The sequence below is a fragment of the Streptomyces sp. NPDC021096 genome, assembly GCF_040641275.1.
GTDB lineage: Bacteria > Actinomycetota > Actinomycetes > Streptomycetales > Streptomycetaceae > Streptomyces.
On record NZ_JBFADG010000024.1, the window covers coordinates 64,237 to 81,861 of the forward strand.

16 protein-coding genes are annotated in these 17,625 nt (G+C 73.7%); 5 read left to right on the forward strand and 11 right to left on the reverse strand.

The window, feature by feature from the left end:
* The first annotated feature begins 34 nt into the window (after positions 1-34).
* Entirely contained in the window at positions 35-1,399 is a 1,365-nt protein-coding gene (locus AB0G59_RS24360; protein WP_360915297.1) for a DUF6777 domain-containing protein, read from the forward strand.
* Here AB0G59_RS24360 and AB0G59_RS24365 read toward each other — a convergent pair.
* The 5 genes from AB0G59_RS24365 to AB0G59_RS24385 all read right to left on the reverse strand — a co-directional run bounded on the left by AB0G59_RS24365 (position 1,353) and on the right by AB0G59_RS24385 (position 6,701).
* Positions 1,353-2,465, reverse strand: a complete 1,113-nt coding sequence (locus AB0G59_RS24365) for a ferritin-like protein (RefSeq protein ID WP_360915300.1) — start codon at positions 2,463-2,465, stop codon at positions 1,353-1,355. The two genes, AB0G59_RS24360 and AB0G59_RS24365, sit on opposite strands and share 47 nt — an antisense overlap.
* On the reverse strand, positions 2,462-4,375 hold the full coding sequence (locus tag AB0G59_RS24370; RefSeq protein ID WP_360915303.1) for a GMC family oxidoreductase: 1,914 nt from the start codon (positions 4,373-4,375) through the stop codon (positions 2,462-2,464). The genes AB0G59_RS24365 and AB0G59_RS24370 overlap by 4 nt, the downstream gene beginning before the upstream one ends.
* On the reverse strand, positions 4,372-4,866 hold the full coding sequence (locus AB0G59_RS24375) for a hypothetical protein (RefSeq protein ID WP_360915306.1): 495 nt from the start codon (positions 4,864-4,866) through the stop codon (positions 4,372-4,374). Before AB0G59_RS24375 ends, AB0G59_RS24370 begins: the two co-directional genes overlap by 4 nt.
* A 115-nt stretch (positions 4,867-4,981) precedes the next feature.
* The gene (locus tag AB0G59_RS24380; protein ID WP_360915309.1) at positions 4,982-5,923 is read right to left on the reverse strand and encodes a serine/threonine dehydratase; all 942 of its coding nucleotides are present in this window, start codon (positions 5,921-5,923) and stop codon (positions 4,982-4,984) included.
* A gap of 214 nt (positions 5,924-6,137) precedes the next feature.
* Positions 6,138-6,701 (reverse strand): TetR/AcrR family transcriptional regulator, encoded by a 564-nt coding sequence (locus AB0G59_RS24385; protein ID WP_360915312.1) that lies wholly within the window; start codon positions 6,699-6,701, stop codon positions 6,138-6,140.
* A 105-nt stretch (positions 6,702-6,806) separates the two neighbouring features.
* On the opposite strand from AB0G59_RS24385, the gene AB0G59_RS24390 reads away from it, so the two are divergent.
* On the forward strand, positions 6,807-7,250 hold the full coding sequence (locus AB0G59_RS24390) for a nuclear transport factor 2 family protein (protein WP_360915315.1): 444 nt from the start codon (positions 6,807-6,809) through the stop codon (positions 7,248-7,250).
* Here the strand turns inward: AB0G59_RS24390 and AB0G59_RS24395 are convergent.
* Both AB0G59_RS24395 and AB0G59_RS24400 read right to left on the reverse strand, forming a co-directional pair.
* On the reverse strand, positions 7,195-7,758 hold the full coding sequence (locus AB0G59_RS24395; protein ID WP_360915318.1) for a cupin domain-containing protein: 564 nt from the start codon (positions 7,756-7,758) through the stop codon (positions 7,195-7,197). The genes AB0G59_RS24390 and AB0G59_RS24395 overlap by 56 nt on opposite strands.
* A 34-nt stretch (positions 7,759-7,792) precedes the next feature.
* Positions 7,793-9,010, reverse strand: coding sequence for a cytochrome P450 (locus AB0G59_RS24400; protein WP_360915321.1), 1,218 nt, complete (start codon positions 9,008-9,010; stop codon positions 7,793-7,795).
* Between the two features lie 192 nt (positions 9,011-9,202).
* On the opposite strand from AB0G59_RS24400, the gene AB0G59_RS24405 reads away from it, so the two are divergent.
* Positions 9,203-10,234: a DUF6528 family protein gene (locus tag AB0G59_RS24405; RefSeq protein ID WP_360915324.1), complete on the forward strand. Its 1,032-nt coding sequence runs from the start codon at positions 9,203-9,205 to the stop codon at positions 10,232-10,234.
* Positions 10,235-10,240: 6 nt separating this feature from the next.
* Here the strand turns inward: AB0G59_RS24405 and AB0G59_RS24410 are convergent, their stop codons facing one another.
* The 3 genes from AB0G59_RS24410 to ligD form a co-directional block, all read right to left on the reverse strand.
* A complete protein-coding gene (locus tag AB0G59_RS24410) occupies positions 10,241-11,443 on the reverse strand; it encodes a hypothetical protein (protein ID WP_360915326.1) in 1,203 nt (400 codons plus the stop codon).
* 223 nt (positions 11,444-11,666) lie between these two features.
* Positions 11,667-12,062, reverse strand: coding sequence for an SH3 domain-containing protein (locus AB0G59_RS24415; protein ID WP_360915329.1), 396 nt, complete (start codon positions 12,060-12,062; stop codon positions 11,667-11,669).
* A gap of 110 nt (positions 12,063-12,172) precedes the next feature.
* The gene (gene ligD, locus AB0G59_RS24420; RefSeq protein ID WP_360915332.1) at positions 12,173-13,186 is read right to left on the reverse strand and encodes a non-homologous end-joining DNA ligase; all 1,014 of its coding nucleotides are present in this window, start codon (positions 13,184-13,186) and stop codon (positions 12,173-12,175) included.
* A gap of 80 nt (positions 13,187-13,266) precedes the next feature.
* On the opposite strand from ligD, the gene AB0G59_RS24425 reads away from it, so the two are divergent.
* The gene (locus tag AB0G59_RS24425) at positions 13,267-14,331 is read left to right on the forward strand and encodes an ATP-dependent DNA ligase (protein WP_360915335.1); all 1,065 of its coding nucleotides are present in this window, start codon (positions 13,267-13,269) and stop codon (positions 14,329-14,331) included.
* A 130-nt stretch (positions 14,332-14,461) separates the two neighbouring features.
* Positions 14,462-15,553, forward strand: a complete 1,092-nt coding sequence (locus AB0G59_RS24430) for a glycoside hydrolase family 6 protein (protein WP_360915338.1) — start codon at positions 14,462-14,464, stop codon at positions 15,551-15,553.
* Positions 15,554-15,600: 47 nt separating this feature from the next.
* Here AB0G59_RS24430 and AB0G59_RS24435 read toward each other — a convergent pair whose 3' ends face one another.
* Positions 15,601-17,559: a kelch motif-containing protein gene (locus AB0G59_RS24435; RefSeq protein ID WP_360915341.1), complete on the reverse strand. Its 1,959-nt coding sequence runs from the start codon at positions 17,557-17,559 to the stop codon at positions 15,601-15,603.
* Between the last annotated feature and the right edge of the window lie 66 nt (positions 17,560-17,625).

Genomic DNA, 17,625 nt, shown 5'->3' on the forward strand with positions numbered 1-17,625 from the left:
CTATCGGGGGGTGTGCGCTGTGAGGCGCGAACGGATGAGGATCGTCTCCCTGCTGGCCGTCTGCGCGCTGCTGGGCGGCGCGGGGGCGGCGGGCTGTTCGAAGGCTTCGAAGAAGATGGTCGCCGAGATAGCCCTGGAAGCCGCGGGGGTGATCGCGCCGGGTGCGTTCATACCGGCGCCGGGCACCGATCTGCAGGGGGTCAAGGCGCTGCCCCGCAGCGGTGAGAAGGCGGCCGAGGCCCGGGGGGTCATCGGCGGGACCCCGGGCAAGACCCGCTGCGACAAGAGCAAGCTGGTCACCGAGCTCCTGCGCGACCCCGCCAAGGCGGCGGCCTGGGCCAAGATCCGGAAGATCCCCGTCGACAAGATCGAGGAGCACGTCAAGGGCCTGAGCGAGGGCCATGTGCTCGTGGACACCCTGGTCAGGAACCACAATTACCAGGGGGACGGCAAGACGGTCTCGTATCTGTCCGTCGTCCAGGTCGGTACCGCGCTGCTCTTCGACGAGTACCGGAACCCCGCGGTCAAGTGCAACTGCGGCAATCCGCTGCTGCAGCCCGAGAACAACATCGACCGCATGGCGTCCACGTACACCGGGCAGCACTGGGAGAGCTTCCAGAACTCGCAGGTCACCGTCATCGCCGCGAGGCCCCTGGACGAGGGGCCCATGAAGACCCTCCCGCTCGTCGACGCCTACCAGCCCGACAAGGGCTTCGACCGCCCGGTGGGCAGCGACGGCGCGGACGACTCCAAGACCTTCCCGGTGCCCCCGCCGTCCGCCCCCACGCCGTCCCGGTCGGGCTCCGGGAGCGGTTCGGGGAGCCCCTCCGGGACTCCGTCCGACACTCCGTCCGGCACCCCGACCGGAGGCTCATCCTCCGGTTCCCGTCCTCCGTCCAGCGGCGGAACCGCCACGTCCAGGCCGCCCACCACCGCACCGCCCAGCCCCTCGCGCACGGCGCCGCCGAGGACGGGCTCGCCCATGGTGCCGCCGTCCGTCACGAGCAAGCCGCCCACCCGATCGGCCCCGCCGGTCTCCCAGCCGCCCCCGCGCACGGCCTCCGCGGCCCCGCCCGTCCACACGACGTCGGCACCCCGGCCCCCGAAGACGGCGCCTCCCCCGGTCGAACACACCGTCGCCCCGCCGCCGAAGACGGCCGCGCCGCCGGTCGAACACACCGTCGCCCCACCCCCGAGGACCGCGGCTCCGCCCGTCGAACGTACGGCCGCACCGCCCCCGAGGACGGCGGCGCCCCCGGTCGAACGCACCCTCGCGCCGCCGCCGAAGACTGCGGCACCGCCGGTCGAACGCACCGTCGCCCCGCCGCCCAGGACCGCGGCTCCGCCGGCCGCTACCGCGCCAGGGCTGCCCGCGCCCGCTCGAAGTGCCGGTCAGTGACCTCGTAGGTCGGGCTCGCGTACAGGCCCCGCGCGCTCTTCGCGGGGTCCGGGTGCGGATTGCGGTACAGCCGCTCGGCGAGGTCCCGCAGCCGCAGCATCACCGGCGCCGCGGCCCCGACCGCGGCCGGGTCGCCGGTGAAGGCGTCCTCGAGGACGCACAGCAGCTGTGCGTACACCTCGTTGAACTCCTCGGCGGCCCGCCGCACGGCGCTGCCGCGTGGGTAGTGGGCCACCTTGGCCTCGGGGTCGATGGGGTGGACGTCGCGCCAGGCGACCTCCACGACGGGGCCGGTCGGTCCCGTGGCGGGGGTGTCGTGCGGCCCGTAGGCGCGCTGTTGGAGGAGCTCGTTGAACCGGAAGTAGTGCGCGGGCTCCCTGGCTTCGCCGAAGATCTGGTCGTCGGAGTCGAAGACGGTCATGCTCACGCCCTCGCCCTGTTCGGTGATGACCTTCAGCGCCTTGAGCGCGGAGGCCAGGCCGGTGACCGCGAAGACCTCGCCGCCGGAGTTGTAGAAGTGCTCGGGGCCCACCTGCCGGGCGCGGTCGCCGCTGAAGAGCCGCCGCTCCCCCAGCTCCGCCGTCAGCCGCAGCACCCCCTCGCGGATGGTGTCGTAGAACTGCCCGATGGAGGTCCAGCCCTCGTCCCCGGCCGCCGAGGGGTGACCCGGCGGCCCGGTCAGGTACTCGGGCTGCTCGATGCGCAGGAAGGTCTCCAGGGCCTTGGTCCCGAAGTGGCGCAGGGCGACGGTGATGCGGTCCCTGCTGTAGGGCAGCTGGGCGGGGTAGCCGGTGACGAACTGCGAGTTCGCCACCAGCGGTGTGCCGTCGACCGCGTTGAGGAGGTTGGCGACGAGCGTCATGTGCAGCATCTCTTCGAGCACGACGGCCCGGATCGCGTAGAAGGCGGGCCGGTTGGTGCCGGCCCGCAGCGTGTACATGGCCGTCAGATAGGGCGGGATGGTCAGGTGTTCCAGCGTCAGCGCGGCCTGCAGGAACAGCTGCAGGTCCGCACGGTCGCGCGGCACCCGGAACGGTGGCTCCCGGAGCACGGAGGGCGCGGTCATGGCCGTCCCTCCCGCTGCCGGGCGGCCGCGACGGGGCGGACGGCCCTGGGGCGGTGCAGCTCCCTGAGGTCGCGGTGGATCTGTTCGCAGCTGCGCAGCGCGAGGGCGGCCATGGTGAGCGAGGGGTTGGAGGTGCCCATCGAGGGCATGCTGCCGCAGCCGACGGCGTACAGGTTGGGATGGTCCCAGCAGCGCTGCCAGTGGTCGACCACGGAGGTGGCGGGGTCCCCGCCCATGATGTGCGTGCCGGCGCCGTGGCCCGCGCCCTGGTAGACGAAGTCGCGGTCGTCGTGGCGGAACCAGCCGGGGGCGAGGGGGCCGGGGGCGTAGGCGGTGTGGTCCTCGGCACCGAGCAGCCGGAAGATCTGGTCGGACACGGCCTTCGCGGCGGCCATGCCGCGCTTGACGCGGTCGGAGAGGTCGTAGGTGATGACAGGCCGGGGGTTGCCGAGCCGGTCGCGCACGCCCGGGTCGACGGTGACGCGGTTGCGGCTCTCGGCGTCCTGTTCCATGGCGAACTGCAGGCAGAACTGGCGGCCGACGTCGTGGCCCAGCGCCTCGCGCAGCCGGCGCCCGAAGAGGCCCTTGCCGCGCGGCTGGTCGGAGTCGGCGCCCATGCCCAGCAGCCGGGCGACGTCGCTGCCCGGTGAGCCGGCCGGCCAGCTCCAGCCCCAGTTGGCGATCTCGATGCGGAAGGGGGCGCGGGTCCTGCGGGCGGGCCCGGCGCGGAAGTTCTCCAGGCCGGAGGTGGAGCCGGGGCCGCGGAAGGGGCCCACCGGATGGTCGAGCAGCCCCCAGGTGAGCAGGGTGGGGTGGTCCATGAGGTTGCGTCCCACCTGGTCGCTGCTGTTGGCGAGCTTGGAGACGAGGAGCAGCTTGGCGTTCTCGATGGAGTGGGCGGCGAGGACGACGATGTCCGCCTCGGCGGTGCGGGTGGTGTGCACGGGGGCGGCCGGGTCGTCGTAGCGCTGGTACTCGACACCGAAGACACGGCCGCCGCCGGTGGCGAGGACCCGGCTGACGACGGCGTGGGGGACGAGCGTGACCCGGTGGCTCCAGGTGGCCTGGGTCTTGAGGGGGTTGTACTTGGCCTGGACGGGACAGATGGGGACGCAGGAGGCGTTGCCGACGCAGCGTTCGCCGTAGTTGGGCAGGCCTGCCGCGCCCGCGGGGCGGTGGCCGGCGCCGCCGTCGTAGCGCGGGTCGGGGGTGCTGTTGCGGGCGTGCGGGGTGGTGACCACGCGCAGGGTGGTGGCGGGCGCGTCCGGGCTCTCGTGGACGGTGGCGCCGTCGAGCCGGGCGGCGAGCACCCGGTCGAGGTAGGTGCGGGGGATCTCGTGCATCGGGTAGACGTAGCCGGGCGGGAAGGGCAGCCCGAGGGCGTCGCGTTGCTCTGCGGCGTCGCCGGCCGCGCCCAGGAGGCGCTCGGCGGCACGGTAGTGGCTCTCCAGGTCGTCGTAGCCGAGCGGCCAGTCCCGGCCGTAGCCGTAACGGCTCCGGGTGGCGAAGTCGTCGGGGAGCATGCGCGGCACCAGGCCCATCCAGTGCAGGGCGGTGCCGCCGGTGGCGCGCAGGTAGTCGCTGGCGTAGGGCAGGGCGCCGTTCTGGACGAAGTAGCCGTTCGCCCGGTAGCCGCCGGCCGGCAGGCCGACCAGGTCGAGGACGTCCGGGGAGGGGGCGGCGGCGTTGGGCCGGTAGGGCGCGTTGGGGACCTTGGCGAGCGCCCCGTAGTAGGTGTTCATCGCGTCGAGGTGGCCCGGCCAGGTGTCCAGGGTGCGGGTGCCGGCCTCCAGGACCAGGACGCGCCAGCCCTGGTCGCCCAGCTGTTTGGCCACGAGGGAGCCGGCGAGGCCGGCGCCGGCGACGATCACGTCGTAGCGGTCCGCGCCGGGTCGCGGTGCGGCGCTCACGCGGCGCCCTGCGCGGGCCGGGCCGGGGCACCGGGCGGCGGGGCGGCCCAGGTGCCGTGACCGGGCGCCTTCGCGCCCGGGGGGTGGCCGTGGAAGGTCCGCCAGACCAGGCCCTCGGTGTACGCCTCGGGAGAGACCACGAACGCGGTGTTGGCGTGCTCCCGGCCGAGCGCGGCGTGCACGGGCCGGGAGAGCTGCGGCCAGACGCCCAGGTACCACAGGTGCGTGACGGCCCGGGCGATGTCGCGCGAGGTCGCGTCGGCGAGGCCGTCGGGGTCTCCCCCGGCGGCGGCCAGATCGTCGATGAAGCGGCCCACGGCCGCCCGCCCCACCTGGGCGAGGGTGGTGTCGTGGTAGAGCCGGACCAGGCCGGTGGCCCGCAGGTCGTACTCCTCGAACCCGGTCAGCCGTACGGAGATGGCGACGAACCCCGCGCACTCCCCGGGATCTTCGACGGGCTCGGGCGGCGACGCCGTGTGCTCGGTATCCATCCTGTCTCCCCCATCTGCGTGACTGCCGCATTTCTACCGGAGAGTCCGCAATGAGTGAAGGGCCTTGAACGCCCTTCACCTCCGGGGGTGTTGCCGGGGCCGGACGGGTGGTCCGCTAGCGCTGCACGAGGTCGCTGGGGTCGGTGTTGGCGCCGCAGACGACCACGGCCACGGTCTCGTCCCCGGCGGGGACATAGGCGCTGCGCTCCCCCGCCCCGACGGCCGCGAGGGCGGTGGCGCCCGCGTGTTCGACGGCGAGCCGGCGGTCGTCCCACAGCGTCTGGCGGGCGCGGACGATCTCGCTGTCGGGTACGAGCGCGGACGTCACGCTGTCGTCCTGCGCGGCGGCCAGCGCGGCCGCGGACACCCGCCGGGCCCCGAGCGCGTCGGCGGCGACGGAGTCGACGGCCACGTCCACGACCTTCCCGGCGCGCAGCGCGGCGTTCAGGGCGCGGCAGTTCTCGGGCTCGACGGCGACGGTCCGTACGCCGTGGTGGCGGGCGGCGGTGGCCACGCCCGCGAACAGCCCGCCCCCGCCGACGGCGACGACGACGGTGTCCAGGCCGGGGATCCGCTCCCGGATCTCGTCGAGCAGGGTGCCCGCGCCGGCCGCGATCAGCGGGTGGTCGTAGGCGTGGCTGGCCAGGGCGCCGGTCTTCGCGGCGAACTCCTCGCAGGCGGCCAGGGCCTGGGCGTACTCGGTGCCGACCAGGCGCACGTCGGCGCCGTAGCCGCGGAGCTTGGCGACCTTGACGTGCGGGGCGTTCTCGGGGAGGAACACCGTCGCCCGCACGCCCTGGAGCCGGGCGGCCCACGCGCAGGCCAGCCCGGCGTTGCCGCCCGAGGCGATGGTCACGCCGGCCGGCGGCAGGGTGCCCGCCTCGCGGTGCGCGGCCAGGAAGTTGTGGGCGCCGCGGGCCTTGAACGAACCGGTGTGCTGCATCTGCTCCAGGGCGAGCCAGCGGCCAGGGCCGGCGGGGGTGACGACGACGGGGCGGGTGTGGCCGTCCAGGCGGGTGGCGGCGCGCCGGACGTCGTCGTAGGTGAGGCGGTACACGGGCTGCTCCTTGGGGCGGTCGGATGACACGACTGGGTTTCCGGTGTTGATCTTGCCCCGGCCCCGCCCTTTCACCGTTTCTTGTCCTCAATCGCCGGACGGGCTGGATTTCGGCGCCGGCCGAGGCGCGCATACGACCCGGTTCCGGGCAACAAAATCAGCCCGTCCGGCGATTGAGGACCGGGGGTCCGGGGGCGGAGCCCCCGGCATGAGCCTAGGCAGCGGCATCCAGCAAGGTCCGGGCCGCCTCCCGTGCCTCGACGGCCGCGCCAGCGGCCCCCGTGACGGCCGCCGTCGTGATCGCCCCCTCGGCGAGCAGCACGAGAGGAGCCGTCAACCGCGGCGGCACCCCCGCTTCCGCGACGAGTTCGCCCACGTACGCGCGGAACGCCTCCTTGTGCGCCCGCGCCGCCTCGGCCACGGCCGGCACCGTGGCGCCCAGTTCTCCGAAGGAGTTGACGAACGCGCAGCCGCGGAAGCCGGGTTCGGCGAACCACAGTCCGAGCCAGTCGTAGACCGCCAGGAGACGCTCGCGGCCGGCCGGCCGGGCGCCGGCGTGGTGGGCCAGGGCCGCGCGCCAGCGCTCGTCACGGCGGCGCAGGTACGCCTCCACGAGCGCGTCCTTGGACGGATAGAGCTGGTAGAGGCGCTTGAGGGAGACCCCGGAGGCGCCGCGGACGGCGTCCATGCCCACGGCCTGCAGGCCCCGGGCGTAGAAGAGCTCCTCGGCCGCGTCGAGCACCCGGGCCCCGGCTTCCGCCCGCACGACTGTATCCATCGCACCTTCTCCCTTGCTCCTTGCGCGAGAACGATCGTTCTCCTACGCTACAGCACATCGCCGGAGAACGATCGTTCTCCGCTCCGCACGGACCAGGGGAGAGTCATGTCCGAGAGCAAGCCGCCGTTCCCGCCGTTCACCGCCGACACCGCCCTGGCGAAGGTCCGGGCGGCCGAGGACGCCTGGAACAGCCGCGACCCCGAGCGCGTGGCCCTCGGCTACACCGAGGACTCCCAGTGGCGCAACCGCGACGTCTTCCTGACCGGCCGCGCCGAGATCGTCCGGTTCCTGCGCGACAAGTGGGAGCGCGAGCTCGACTACCGGCTGCGCAAGGAGCTGTGGGCCTTCTCCGGGGACCGCATCGCCGTGCGCTTCGCCTACGAATGGCACGACGCCGACGGCCAGTGGTACCGCAGCCACGGCAACGAGAACTGGGAGTTCGACGCCCGCGGCCTGATGCGCCGCCGCTACGCCAGCATCAACGACCTGCGCATCACGCCCGGGGAGCGGCGCCTCCACCTGCCGGAGGGGTCATCCGCAGCGGTGTGAGCTGCTCGATGTCGTAGCGCTCGCGCAGCTTGGCCACGGCCTCCTCGTCCACGTGCGGACCGGAGTTGAGGATGTCGAAGAGCTCCTCGAAGTAGCGCTCGTGGTCGGGCGGCGGCGACGCCTGGAAGAACATCCGGGCGGGTTCCCCGGTGGGGTTGGCGAAGGCGTGCGGACAGCCGGGCGGCACGACGATCACGGTGCCGGCGGTGGCCCGCACGCACCGCTTGCCCGACGGGGACTCCCACTCGCGCCAGTTCTGACGGGTGCGGATGCGCGGTTCGAAGGCCAGGACGTCGAGCTCGCCCTCGAGGACGTAGAACAGCTCCTCGCTGCGGGTGTGCAGATGGGCGCCCACGTCGAAGCCGGGCGGTACGACCACTTCGAAGCTGGAGGCGGCTTGGGAGTGCTCGCCGGTCACCTTGAAGGTCACGTGCTGGGCGGGCGTGTGGAGGATCCGGCCCCCGCCGGGGGGTACGACCAGGCCGTCGGGGGCGCTCGGAAGCGTCATGGTGCGGGGCCTTTCGGGACGGCCGAGGCGGCGTTCACCAGGTGACGGGCAGGGTCTCCGGTCCCCGGATGAGCGCGCTGCGCTGCCACCGGATCTTGTCCAGGGGCTCCGCCAGGCGCAGGTCGGGGAAGCGGTCGAGGAGGTTGGAGAGGATGACCTCGGACTCCAGCCGGGCCAGCATCGACCCCAGGCAGAAGTGCGGCCCGTGCCCGAAGGACAGGTGCGGATTGTGCTTGCGGTCGAAGTCGAGCTCGTCCGGGCGCTCGAAGACCTCGGGGTCGCGGTTGGCCGTGAGGTAGGAGGAGTGCACGACCTCACCGGCCCGGATCAGCACGCCGCCGACCTCGACGTCCTCGGTGGCGACGCGCGCGAGCCCCACGGCGCTGCGGTGCGGAATGTAGCGCAGCAGCTCCTCGATTGCCTGCGGCAGCAGCTCGGGCTCCGCGCGCAGCCGGGCCAGCTCCCGGGGGTGGGTGAGCAGGGCGTAGACCATGTTGCCGCTGTTGTTGCGCACGGCGTGGGCGGCGCTGGCCTGGATGAGCAGCGCGATGGCCACGGCCTCCTCGATGCTGAGCTCGCCCTCCAGCGTGGCCTCGGCGAGATAGCCGATCAGGTCGTCGCTGACCTCGGCGCGGCGGCGCTCCAGCAGCTCGGTGAAGTAGGCCGCCATCCCCGTCTTGGCGCGCTCGCTCTCCTCCCGGCCGTAGCCGGCCGACAGCAGGATGTTCGTCCACTCCGCCATCTGTGGCCGGTCGTGCGCGGGGACGCCCATCACGTCGCTGATCACGGCCAGGGGCAGGGGGCCGTGCAGATGCTCCATCAGGTCCGCGGGCGGCCCCTCCTGCTCCATCTCGTCCAGGAGTTCGTCGGCGGCCCGCTGGGCCGCGGGGCGCAGCCGCTCCAGGCTGCGCGCGGTGAAGGCCCGTGCGACGGCCTTGCGCAGACGGGTGTGCTCGGGCGGGTCGGCGAAGCCCACCGCCTCGTCGAGCGGGATGAAGTGCGGGGCGAGCCGGGTGATCGGGCGGCCGAGCACCGCCTGCCGGCTGAAGCGGGGGTCGGACGTGACGAACTTGACGTCCTCGTACCGGGTCACGAACCAGGCGTGACCCTCGCCGTTGGGCAGCTTGATCCGGGAGATCGGCTCCTCGTGCAGCCGTTCGGCCATGAAGGGGTCGAAGTCCAGGCCCCGTAGGTCCGGCACGTCCCAGAAACGCACGGGGAACTGCTCTGATACGGATTCCGTCGTCGTCATCGGCTGCACACCCACCCTGCCTTTGAGCGCTTTTGTCCCGAACTCAAACTCCCCCCAAACGCGCGTGAGCAGCGCGCCACGCCGCCGAATTCACCCGTCCGGCCCAGCGTCCGGGCCGGGGCGCCACCCGTTCGCCTGACACGCGGGCGTGGCGTCGCGGCCCGGCGCGGTGCGCGGCCGACGCTGTGCGGCGTGCGTGGACCTAGGGGTGGCAGAGCCCGCGTGGGCTCGGTGGTGGGGCGGTCGCTGGCCGCCGTCCTCGCGGTGCTGATGACCGCGACGAGCGGTGTGGCGACCGCCGGGGAGCGGAGCGGGACGACGTGGGCGGGTGCGGCGCCGGCCTCGCCGATCGTGGCGGCCGACCAGGCGACGCGGGCCGTGTACGTGCTCGACGCGCGGCAGGCGAGCTGGGACGCCGGGAGCGACGACCCCGGGGTGCTGTGGTCCTTCAGCGCCGACGGCCGGTCGGGCCTGGAGGACCTGCGCCCGGACGTGACGTGGACCAACCCGAGCGAGGCGAAGGTCCGGGACCTGGACGGCCGGCGGTATCTGCTGGTGACGGCCTCCGGGGGGCTGGCCGCCGTGGTGGGCTATCCCGGCCGCGCCGTGTACTGGGCGGCCGACACCGGCACGGGCAACACGCACAGCATCGACCTGTTGCCCGACGGGAACGTCGCCGTGGCGGTCAGCACGGGCGGGTACGTGCGGCTGTACGCCGCCTCCACCGGCCCGCGGGCCACGGAGCACGCGCAGGTGTCGCTGGCCGGGGCCCACGGGGTGCACTGGGATCCGCGGACCCGGCTGCTGTGGGCCCTGGGCAGCCGGGAGCTGGTCGCCCTGCAGGTCGGCGGTACGCCCGAGGAGCCGGAGCTGAGCGTGGTGCGGCGGGTGACGCTGCCCAGCCGGGGCGGGCACGACCTGGCCCCCGTGCTGGGGAGCCGGGGGCGGCTGTGGGTGACCACCGCCTCGGCGGTGTACCAGTACGCGACGTCCGACCAGGAGTTCGTGTCGTACCCGCTCCAGTCCCGGATCAGCGGCCCGGGCGTCAAGAGCGTCGGCGACGACCCGGCCAGTGGGCAGGTGCTGGTCGCCCGGCCCGATCCGGGCAACCCCTGCACCTGGTGCACCGACCGGCTGTTCCTGTACCGCCCGGACGGCACGCGCACGCTCCTGCGCGGCGGGATGTACAAGGCCCGCTGGTGGACGGCCGACCGCGGGCGGTGAGAGCGCTCAGCGGGAGACCGTGGGCGGTGCCTCCTGCAGGCGCGCGCGGACGTCGGCGGCGGCCCCGACGCTGTCGGGCACCTGCTCCCACAGGGCGAGCAGGGCTGGCGCCAGCCGGGGCGCCCGCTCGCCGCTGTGCTGCCAGCAGTAGTGGGCCCGCTTGAGCGCCGCGAGCGCCTCGGCGTCGGCGGGGCCGCCCCGGGCCAGCCGGGTGGAGGCGGCCGACATCCACAGCTCGGCGGCGCGCGGGTGGTCGCCGGCGAGGCGGGCGAGGTCGGCGCGCACCTCGATCCACAGCCCGGCCTCGGGGCTGTGCGGGCCGTGGCGGCGCAGCGCCTGCTGCTCCCAGGCGGCGGCCATGGCCCCCGCCTCGTTGTGCCGGCCGGCCTGGGCGGCGGCGAGGATGCGCGGCAGCGGGTCCTCCTCCTCGCGGGGCGGCGGGGGTACCGCGGCCGCCGGGGGCGGGCCGGCCGCCACCGGCGGCGCGGGGGCCGCGGGGGCGACGGGTGCGGCGGCGGGCGCCGGTGCCGCCCGGTTGGCGAGGACGGGTCCGCCGGTGCCGGACTGGAGGGCCAGGAAGCCCTCGGGGAGCGAGGCCTGAGTGAGCGCCAGGTGGTGGATCACGGCGGGGTCGAGCGTGGGCCCGGCCGCGGGGTGGCCGACGGACAGGGCGGTGAGGAAGGAGCGGGTGTAGGGCCCGGCCTCCTGCGAGGGCTTGCCGGGAGTGGGGGTGAGCACTCCGCAGACCGGCAGGCCCCCGGCCAGGCGCCCGTCGTGGGCGGCGGCCGCCACGTGCGGCCAGGTGTGGGCGTCGGCCTCGGCGTCGACGAGGAGCAGGGTCGGGCCCGCGTGCTCGCGCAGCGCCCGGGTCAGCCACTCCCAGGGCAGGCCGGTGTAGCGGACGGTGGCGGCGGTGCTCTCGCGCAGCGCCAGGTGCAGTTCCGTGCTCCGCCGGGCCGGGACCATCAGGTGGCCGGTGACCCACACCAGCAGCGGCCCGGGTACCCGGGCCGCGTCCTGGAGGTAGGCGAGGACGCTCTGGGGTCCGGCCATCGCGGGGAGCTGCACCACGTCGGCGGAGGCGGCGGCGAGGAACTGGCGCGGTCCCGCGCCCGCGATGGCGTGCGCGGTGGGGTTCGGCAGGGCGCCCCGCCGCCCGTCGGGGGTGCCGTCGAGCAGCAGGACACAACCATGGGTCGCGTGGTCCAACGCGTTCTTCCTTCCGGCCGAAACGAGAGCCCGTGACGCAACTCTAGGCGCCGGTCCGGGCGGTGCGGCCGCCTTTCCCCACCACTTTCGCCTCCCGACCCCGTTAAATCCGGCATCGGCCCACATAGCCGTACTGGCGGTGGATGCGCGGACGGCGTTCCTGTGGCACCGGGGGGTCCGGCCCCGTCCGGACCCCCCGGTGCCACGGTCCCGTGGCGGCCCGTCACCCCACGGCCGCGCGGGTCTCCGGGGCGTCGTCGAGGGCCTTGTGGTTGACGGCCTTGCAGACCGGCACTTCCCCGGTGTTCTCGATGTACTTCGCCGCCACCCAGGTGGCACGGTCCCGCAGCAGGTACCAGACCGGGTTGCCGCCCACGTCCTGCGCGCGGACCTTGCAGCGCAGCGCGGCCTGGCCGTGGAACTTGAGGATGCCTCTCACCGAGGAGTCGGTGCTCGGGAAGGCGCGTTCGACGATCCCCGAGCCGGCGACGACCGTGCCGTAGGGCCGGGTCGGCGGGGCGGCCTGGGCGGGGACGGCGAGCAGGGAGCCGCCGAGGGCGGCGGCCGCGATCACACCGGCCGAGACCTTCCTGCTGCGGATCGCGAATGTACGGAACATGGGAACTCCCTCGATGCGAAGTGGATCACGCATTGCCCAAGTTCCACATGAAATGTCGACCTAAACACAAATCAAGATGACGGCCCGGATGGCCGACCATTCGGCCGCCGTCAGCCGTCCGTCTTACGGGCCCTGCTGGGCTGTACGCGCTTGGGCTCGCCCTTCATCTTGGGGTGCTCGGGCGGGTAGGGCAGGTCCCCCAGGCCGTGCTCGCGCTCGTCGCGCGCGGCCAGCTCGAGCGCCGCCTCCAGCCCGCAGGGGCGGGCGTCCATGTCGGCGTGCACATCGCCGACTTCGGCGAACCGGGCCGCCATCGTGACCAGGTCGAAGTCCTCGGGAACGGCGCTGGGGACCTCGTCCCAGCGCAGCGGCGCGGAGACGGGGGCGTGCGGGCGCGGGCGCACGGAGTAGGCGCTGGCGATGGTGCGGTCGCGGGCGGTCTGGTTGTAGTCGACAAAGATCTTTGTTCCGCGTTCCTCCTTCCACCACGCGGTGGTGATCCGCTCCGGCGCCCGCCGCTCCAGTTCGCGGGCGACGGCGATGGCCGCCCGGCGCACCTGTACGAACGTCCAGTCCGCGGTGATGGGCACGAAGACGTGCAGGCCGCGGCCGCCGGAGGTCTTGGGCCAGCCGGTCAGGCCGAGTCCGGACAGCACGTCCCGCAGTTCGAGCGCGGCGCGGACCGCGTCGGCGTAGCCGGTGCCGGGCTGCGGGTCGAGGTCGATGCGCAGCTCGTCGGGGTGGTCGGTGTCGGCGCGCCGCACCGGCCAGGGGTGGAAGGTGAGGCAGCCCAGGTTGGCCGCCCACAGGACGGCCGCGGTCTCGGTGGGGCAGATCTCGTCGGCGTAGCGGCCGCTGGGGAAGGCGATGCGGCCGGTGGGGATCCACTCGGGGAGGTTCTTGGGCGCCCGTTTCTGGAAGAAGGACTCCCCCTCCACGCCGTCGGGGTAGCGCTCCAGGGTGGTGGGGCGGTCCTTGAGGGCGCGCAGGATGCCGTCGCCGACGCCGAGGTAGTACCGGGCGACGTCGTACTTGGTGAACCCGCGCTCGGGGAAGTAGACCTTGTCCGGGTGGGACAGCCGTACCGTCCGCTCGCCGACGGTGAGCTCCAGGGTGTCTGCCATGCGTGTCACGTTAGGCCGAACGGGAGGGCGCCGCCCGTCGGCGGGCGGCGCCCGGTCGCCGCCCGCACAATCGAAGGGTCATGGACCTTCCGGTGATGCCTCCCGTGCAGCCGATGCTGGCCAAGCCGGCGGCGGCGATCCCGCCCGGCATGCAGTACGAGGCCAAGTGGGACGGCTTCCGGGCGATCGTCTTCCGCGACGGCGACGAGATCGAGATCGGCAGCCGCACCGGAAAGCCGCTCACCCGCTATTTCCCCGAGCTGGTGGAGACCCTGCTGCGCCAGCTGCCGCCGCGCTGCGTCCTGGACGGGGAGATCGTCATCGCCCGCGGCGGCCGGCTGGACTTCGACGCCCTGCTGGAGCGCATCCACCCCGCCGACTCCCGGGTCCGCCATCTGGCGGAGACGACCCCGGCGAGCCTGATCGCCTTCGACCTGCTGGCGCTGGGCGACGAGTCCTTGCTGGCGACGCCGCAGCGCGAGCGCCGGGAGGCCCTGACGGACGCCCTCGGCGGCGCCCACGACCCGCTCTTCACCGCCCCCGTCACCTACGACCTGGAGGTGGCCCGGGGCTGGTTCGAGCAGTTCGAGGGGGCGGGCCTGGACGGGGTGATCGCCAAGCCGCCGGACCTGCCGTACCTGCCGGGCGAGCGCGCCATGGTCAAGGTCAAGCACGAGCGGACCGCCGACTGCGTCGTCGCGGGGCTGCGGCCGCACAAGAGCGGCCCGGTCGTCGGCTCGCTGCTGCTGGGCCTGTACGACGACGCCGGGCACCTGCAGCACGTGGGAGTCTGCGCCTCGTTCCCGATGCGCCGGCGCCGGGAGCTGATGGAGGAGCTGGAGCCGCTGCGGATGCCGTCCGTGGCCGGGCACCCCTGGGAGCAGTGGGCCAGCGCCGAGGCGCAGGCCGCCGGCCGGCTGCCGGGCGGCCCCAGCCGCTGGACCGGCAAGAAGGACCTGTCCTGGATCGCGCTCCGCCCCGAGCGCGTGGTGGAGGTCGCCTACGACCACATGCAGGGCGACCGCTTCCGGCACACGGCCCAGTTCCGCCGCTGGCGCCCCGACCGGGAGCCGCGGCAGTGCACGTACGCGCAGCTGGAGGAGCCGGTCGGCTACGACCTGGCGCAGGTCCTCGGCACTGCCTGACGCTGCGTCAGCACAGCCCTCCCCTCGGAGCAACCCCGCCCCCCGTACGGGGCAGCGAATCAGGAACTGACGGGACGCCACATCCCGGTGTGGGGAGACATTCCGACACCCGGTGGGAGAGGTGGTGCTCATGGCAAGGTCTCGTACGACCCGGTTCGCGGGCGGCGCGCGGCGCGGTGCCGCCCTGCTGGCAGGCGCGTGCGCCGTGTGGCTGCCGCTCGGCGCGGGGGCCGCGACGGCCTCCAATGTCACCGACGGTCCGGTGTCCCCCTTCTGGGCCGAGCCGGCCAACCGGCCCGCCAAGCAGGCGAGGATCTGGCAGGAGCGGGGGCGCGACGAGGACGCGCAGGCCGTGCGGCGCATCGCGGAACAGCCCACTGCCGTCTGGATGACGAGCGAGGACCCGGTGCGGCAGGTCTCCGCGGTCGTCGAGGAAGCCGAACGCGCCGGCCGCATCCCCGTCCTGGTGGCGTACAACGTCCCGCACCGCGACTGCGGCCAGTACTCCTCGGGCGGCGCGCGCGACGCCGCCGCCTACCGGGCGTGGGTGGCCCGCGCCGCGGCCGGCATCGGCGAGCACCGGGCCTGGGTGGTCCTGGAGCCCGACGCGGTGGCGCAGTGGGCCGCGGGCTGTCTGCCGGCGGAGGCCAAGGAGGAGCGGCTCGGGCTACTGGCCGACGCGGTACGGGCGTTCAAGGAGCGGCGGGGCACCTCGGTGTACATCGACGCCGGCAACCCGGGCTGGATCTCCGACCAGCAGCTGCTGGCCGACGCGTTGCGCAAGGCGGGGATCGGCGAGGCGGACGGCTTCGCGCTCAACGTCTCCAACTTCCACACCACGCCCGTCACCCGCGACTACGGCGGCCGGCTCTCGGACCGGCTGAACGGCGCCCACTTCATCATCGACACCAGCCGCAACGGCAACGGCCCGCTGCCGCCCGCGCCGCCCGGCCCGGGGGACGAGTCGTGGTGCAACCCGCCGGGCCGGGCGCTGGGTACGCCCCCCACGACGGCGACGGGCGACCCGCGCGTCGACGCCTTCGTCTGGATCAAGCGCCCCGGCGAATCGGACGGCACCTGCCGGGGCGCACCGCAGGCCGGCCGCTGGTGGTCGGAGTACGCGCTGGGTCTGGCGACGACGAGACCCGCAGAATCGAGCCCGTCCCGCGATGCAGAATCGAGCCCGTCCCGCGGTGCAGAATCGAGCCCGTCCGGCGATTGAGGACAAGAAACGGTGAAAGGGCGGGGCAGGGGCCATTTCCCCCGCCGTCAGCGGATGTGCACCCACGCCGCCCGCGAGGGCGTCCCCGCCCGGTCGACGAGGAAGACCATGTACCACCCCGCCGGCACCAACGAGGGGTCCTCGGGAATCTCCACGGCCACCGCCCCGCCCGCCGAAGCCCGCAGCGTCAGCGCGACCGACCGCTGCTCCACGTCCGTCGCGTGCGTCACCGCACTGGGCCGCATCAGCCGCACCGCGGCCACCCCCCGCCGGTCCGTGCCCGGCAGGGTGAGCGTCCCGCCCCGCGCGGCCACGAGCGGCCCCGTGCGCAGGGCGGGACGGTGGTGGCGGTAGAGGTAGGGCGGGGTGTAGACCTCGATGCGCTTCTCGAAGGCGCCCATGCGGGTGCCCGCCTTGTCCGCGAAGAGGGGGTTGGAGCCGAAGACCGCGATCCGCCCGTCGGGCAGCAGCAGCGCCTCGGAGTGGTAGTCGCGGCCCACGGTGGGATCGGCGGCGTTGCGGAAGGCGCGCTTGCGGGGGTCGTAGAACTGGGCGTGCAGGATGTCGGAGCCGCGCTTGCCGCGGTAGTCGCCGGACCCGCCGGTGGTGAAGACCCGGTCGTCGGGGGTCAGTACGGCGTTGAGGTAGCGGGTGGGCCGGGGCAGGTCGGGGCCGCGGGTGTAGCGGGGGGCCGGGGCGCTCAGGTCGGCGATCGCGGTGCGCTTGCTGGAGCGGTGGGACTCCCCCACCCCGCCACCGCCGAGGATCATCACCTTCCGGTCCTGGGCGGGGGGCAGCAGCACGGAGGCCGAGGTCTCCGTCAAGTCCCGCTCCTCCAGCCCGGGTACGGGCTCGAAGGCGTTGGTGCCCACGTCCCACAGGCCCGGTGTACGGCCCCGGTCGGCGGGGCCGTAGCCGGCGTTGGAGCCGGAGTAGAACAGCCGGCCGCCGCCGGTGAGGAAGAGGGCGGGATAGGTGGGGAAGTACCGGTCGGGGCCGGCGGACCAGCTGTGGGTCCCGGGGTCGTAGATCTCGTTCTTGCCGGGAATGATCTCGCCCATGTCGTCCAGGCCGGAGACGGTCAGCACCCGACCGTCCTTCAGGGTCACCAGGGTGGGGTACCAGCGGGCCTCCGACATCGGGTCGACCGGTACGTAGCGCTCGGCGATGGGGTCGAACTCGTAGGCGTCCTTGAGCCCTTGGAAGTCCTTCTTGTCCAGGCCCAGCTTGGCGGCGAGCCCGTAGAGGTCGTGGGCGTCCTGGCCCGTCAGGCCCTGGATGCGGTACTGGTCGGCGGTGTGGGTGATGCCGTCCTCCCCCTCGGTGAGCGCCTCCACGTACACCCGGGCCTGGGCGGCGGTGACCGTGACCTTCTTCTTGACGGCCTTGTGCTTCCCCTTGTGCTTCCCCTTGCCCTTGTGCTTCTTCCCCTCGTCCTTGTTCTGCTCGGTGATGGTCTTCGTCGCGCGCGGCACGAGAACGGCCAGCTGGGAGCGGTAGCGCTTGCCGGAGGAGCCCACGAAGACGGTGCCGGCGGGGAAGGTCCGGGGGGCGTCGGGGTTCTCGTTCTTCACCAGCATCGCGCCGCCGGCGCGCCGCACGTCGCCGGTGAGCTTCTCGTAGCGCGCGGTGCCGCCGGCCACCAGGAGCCTGCCGTCGGGCAGCTGGGCGTGGCCGGCGCAGAACATGTCCTTGGGCGTGGGGACCTGCTTGAAGGTGTTGCGCACCGGGTCCCACAGGACGCTCTGGAACGTACCGGCCCGGAAGTTCTTCTCGTCGTTGCCCGACCCGGCGATCAGCAGCACCTTTCCGGTGCGCAGCAGCGCGGCGTGGATGGCGTTGACGCGGAACCTCTCGGGCACGTCCACCACGTCCCAGTGCCCGTACCGGGCCTTGTAGGCCTGCTGGTTGATGGTGTAGGCGTGCCAGGCCCGTTCCGCGAACCCGGTGGCGGCCGGGCCGTTGGCGGCGACCAGGGCCAGTACGGCGCCGACGCCCAGCGCCATCCTGCGTTCCTTCGCGTTCGGCAGCAACCTCACCGCACCCACATCCCATCGATCGGCCCGCCCGGT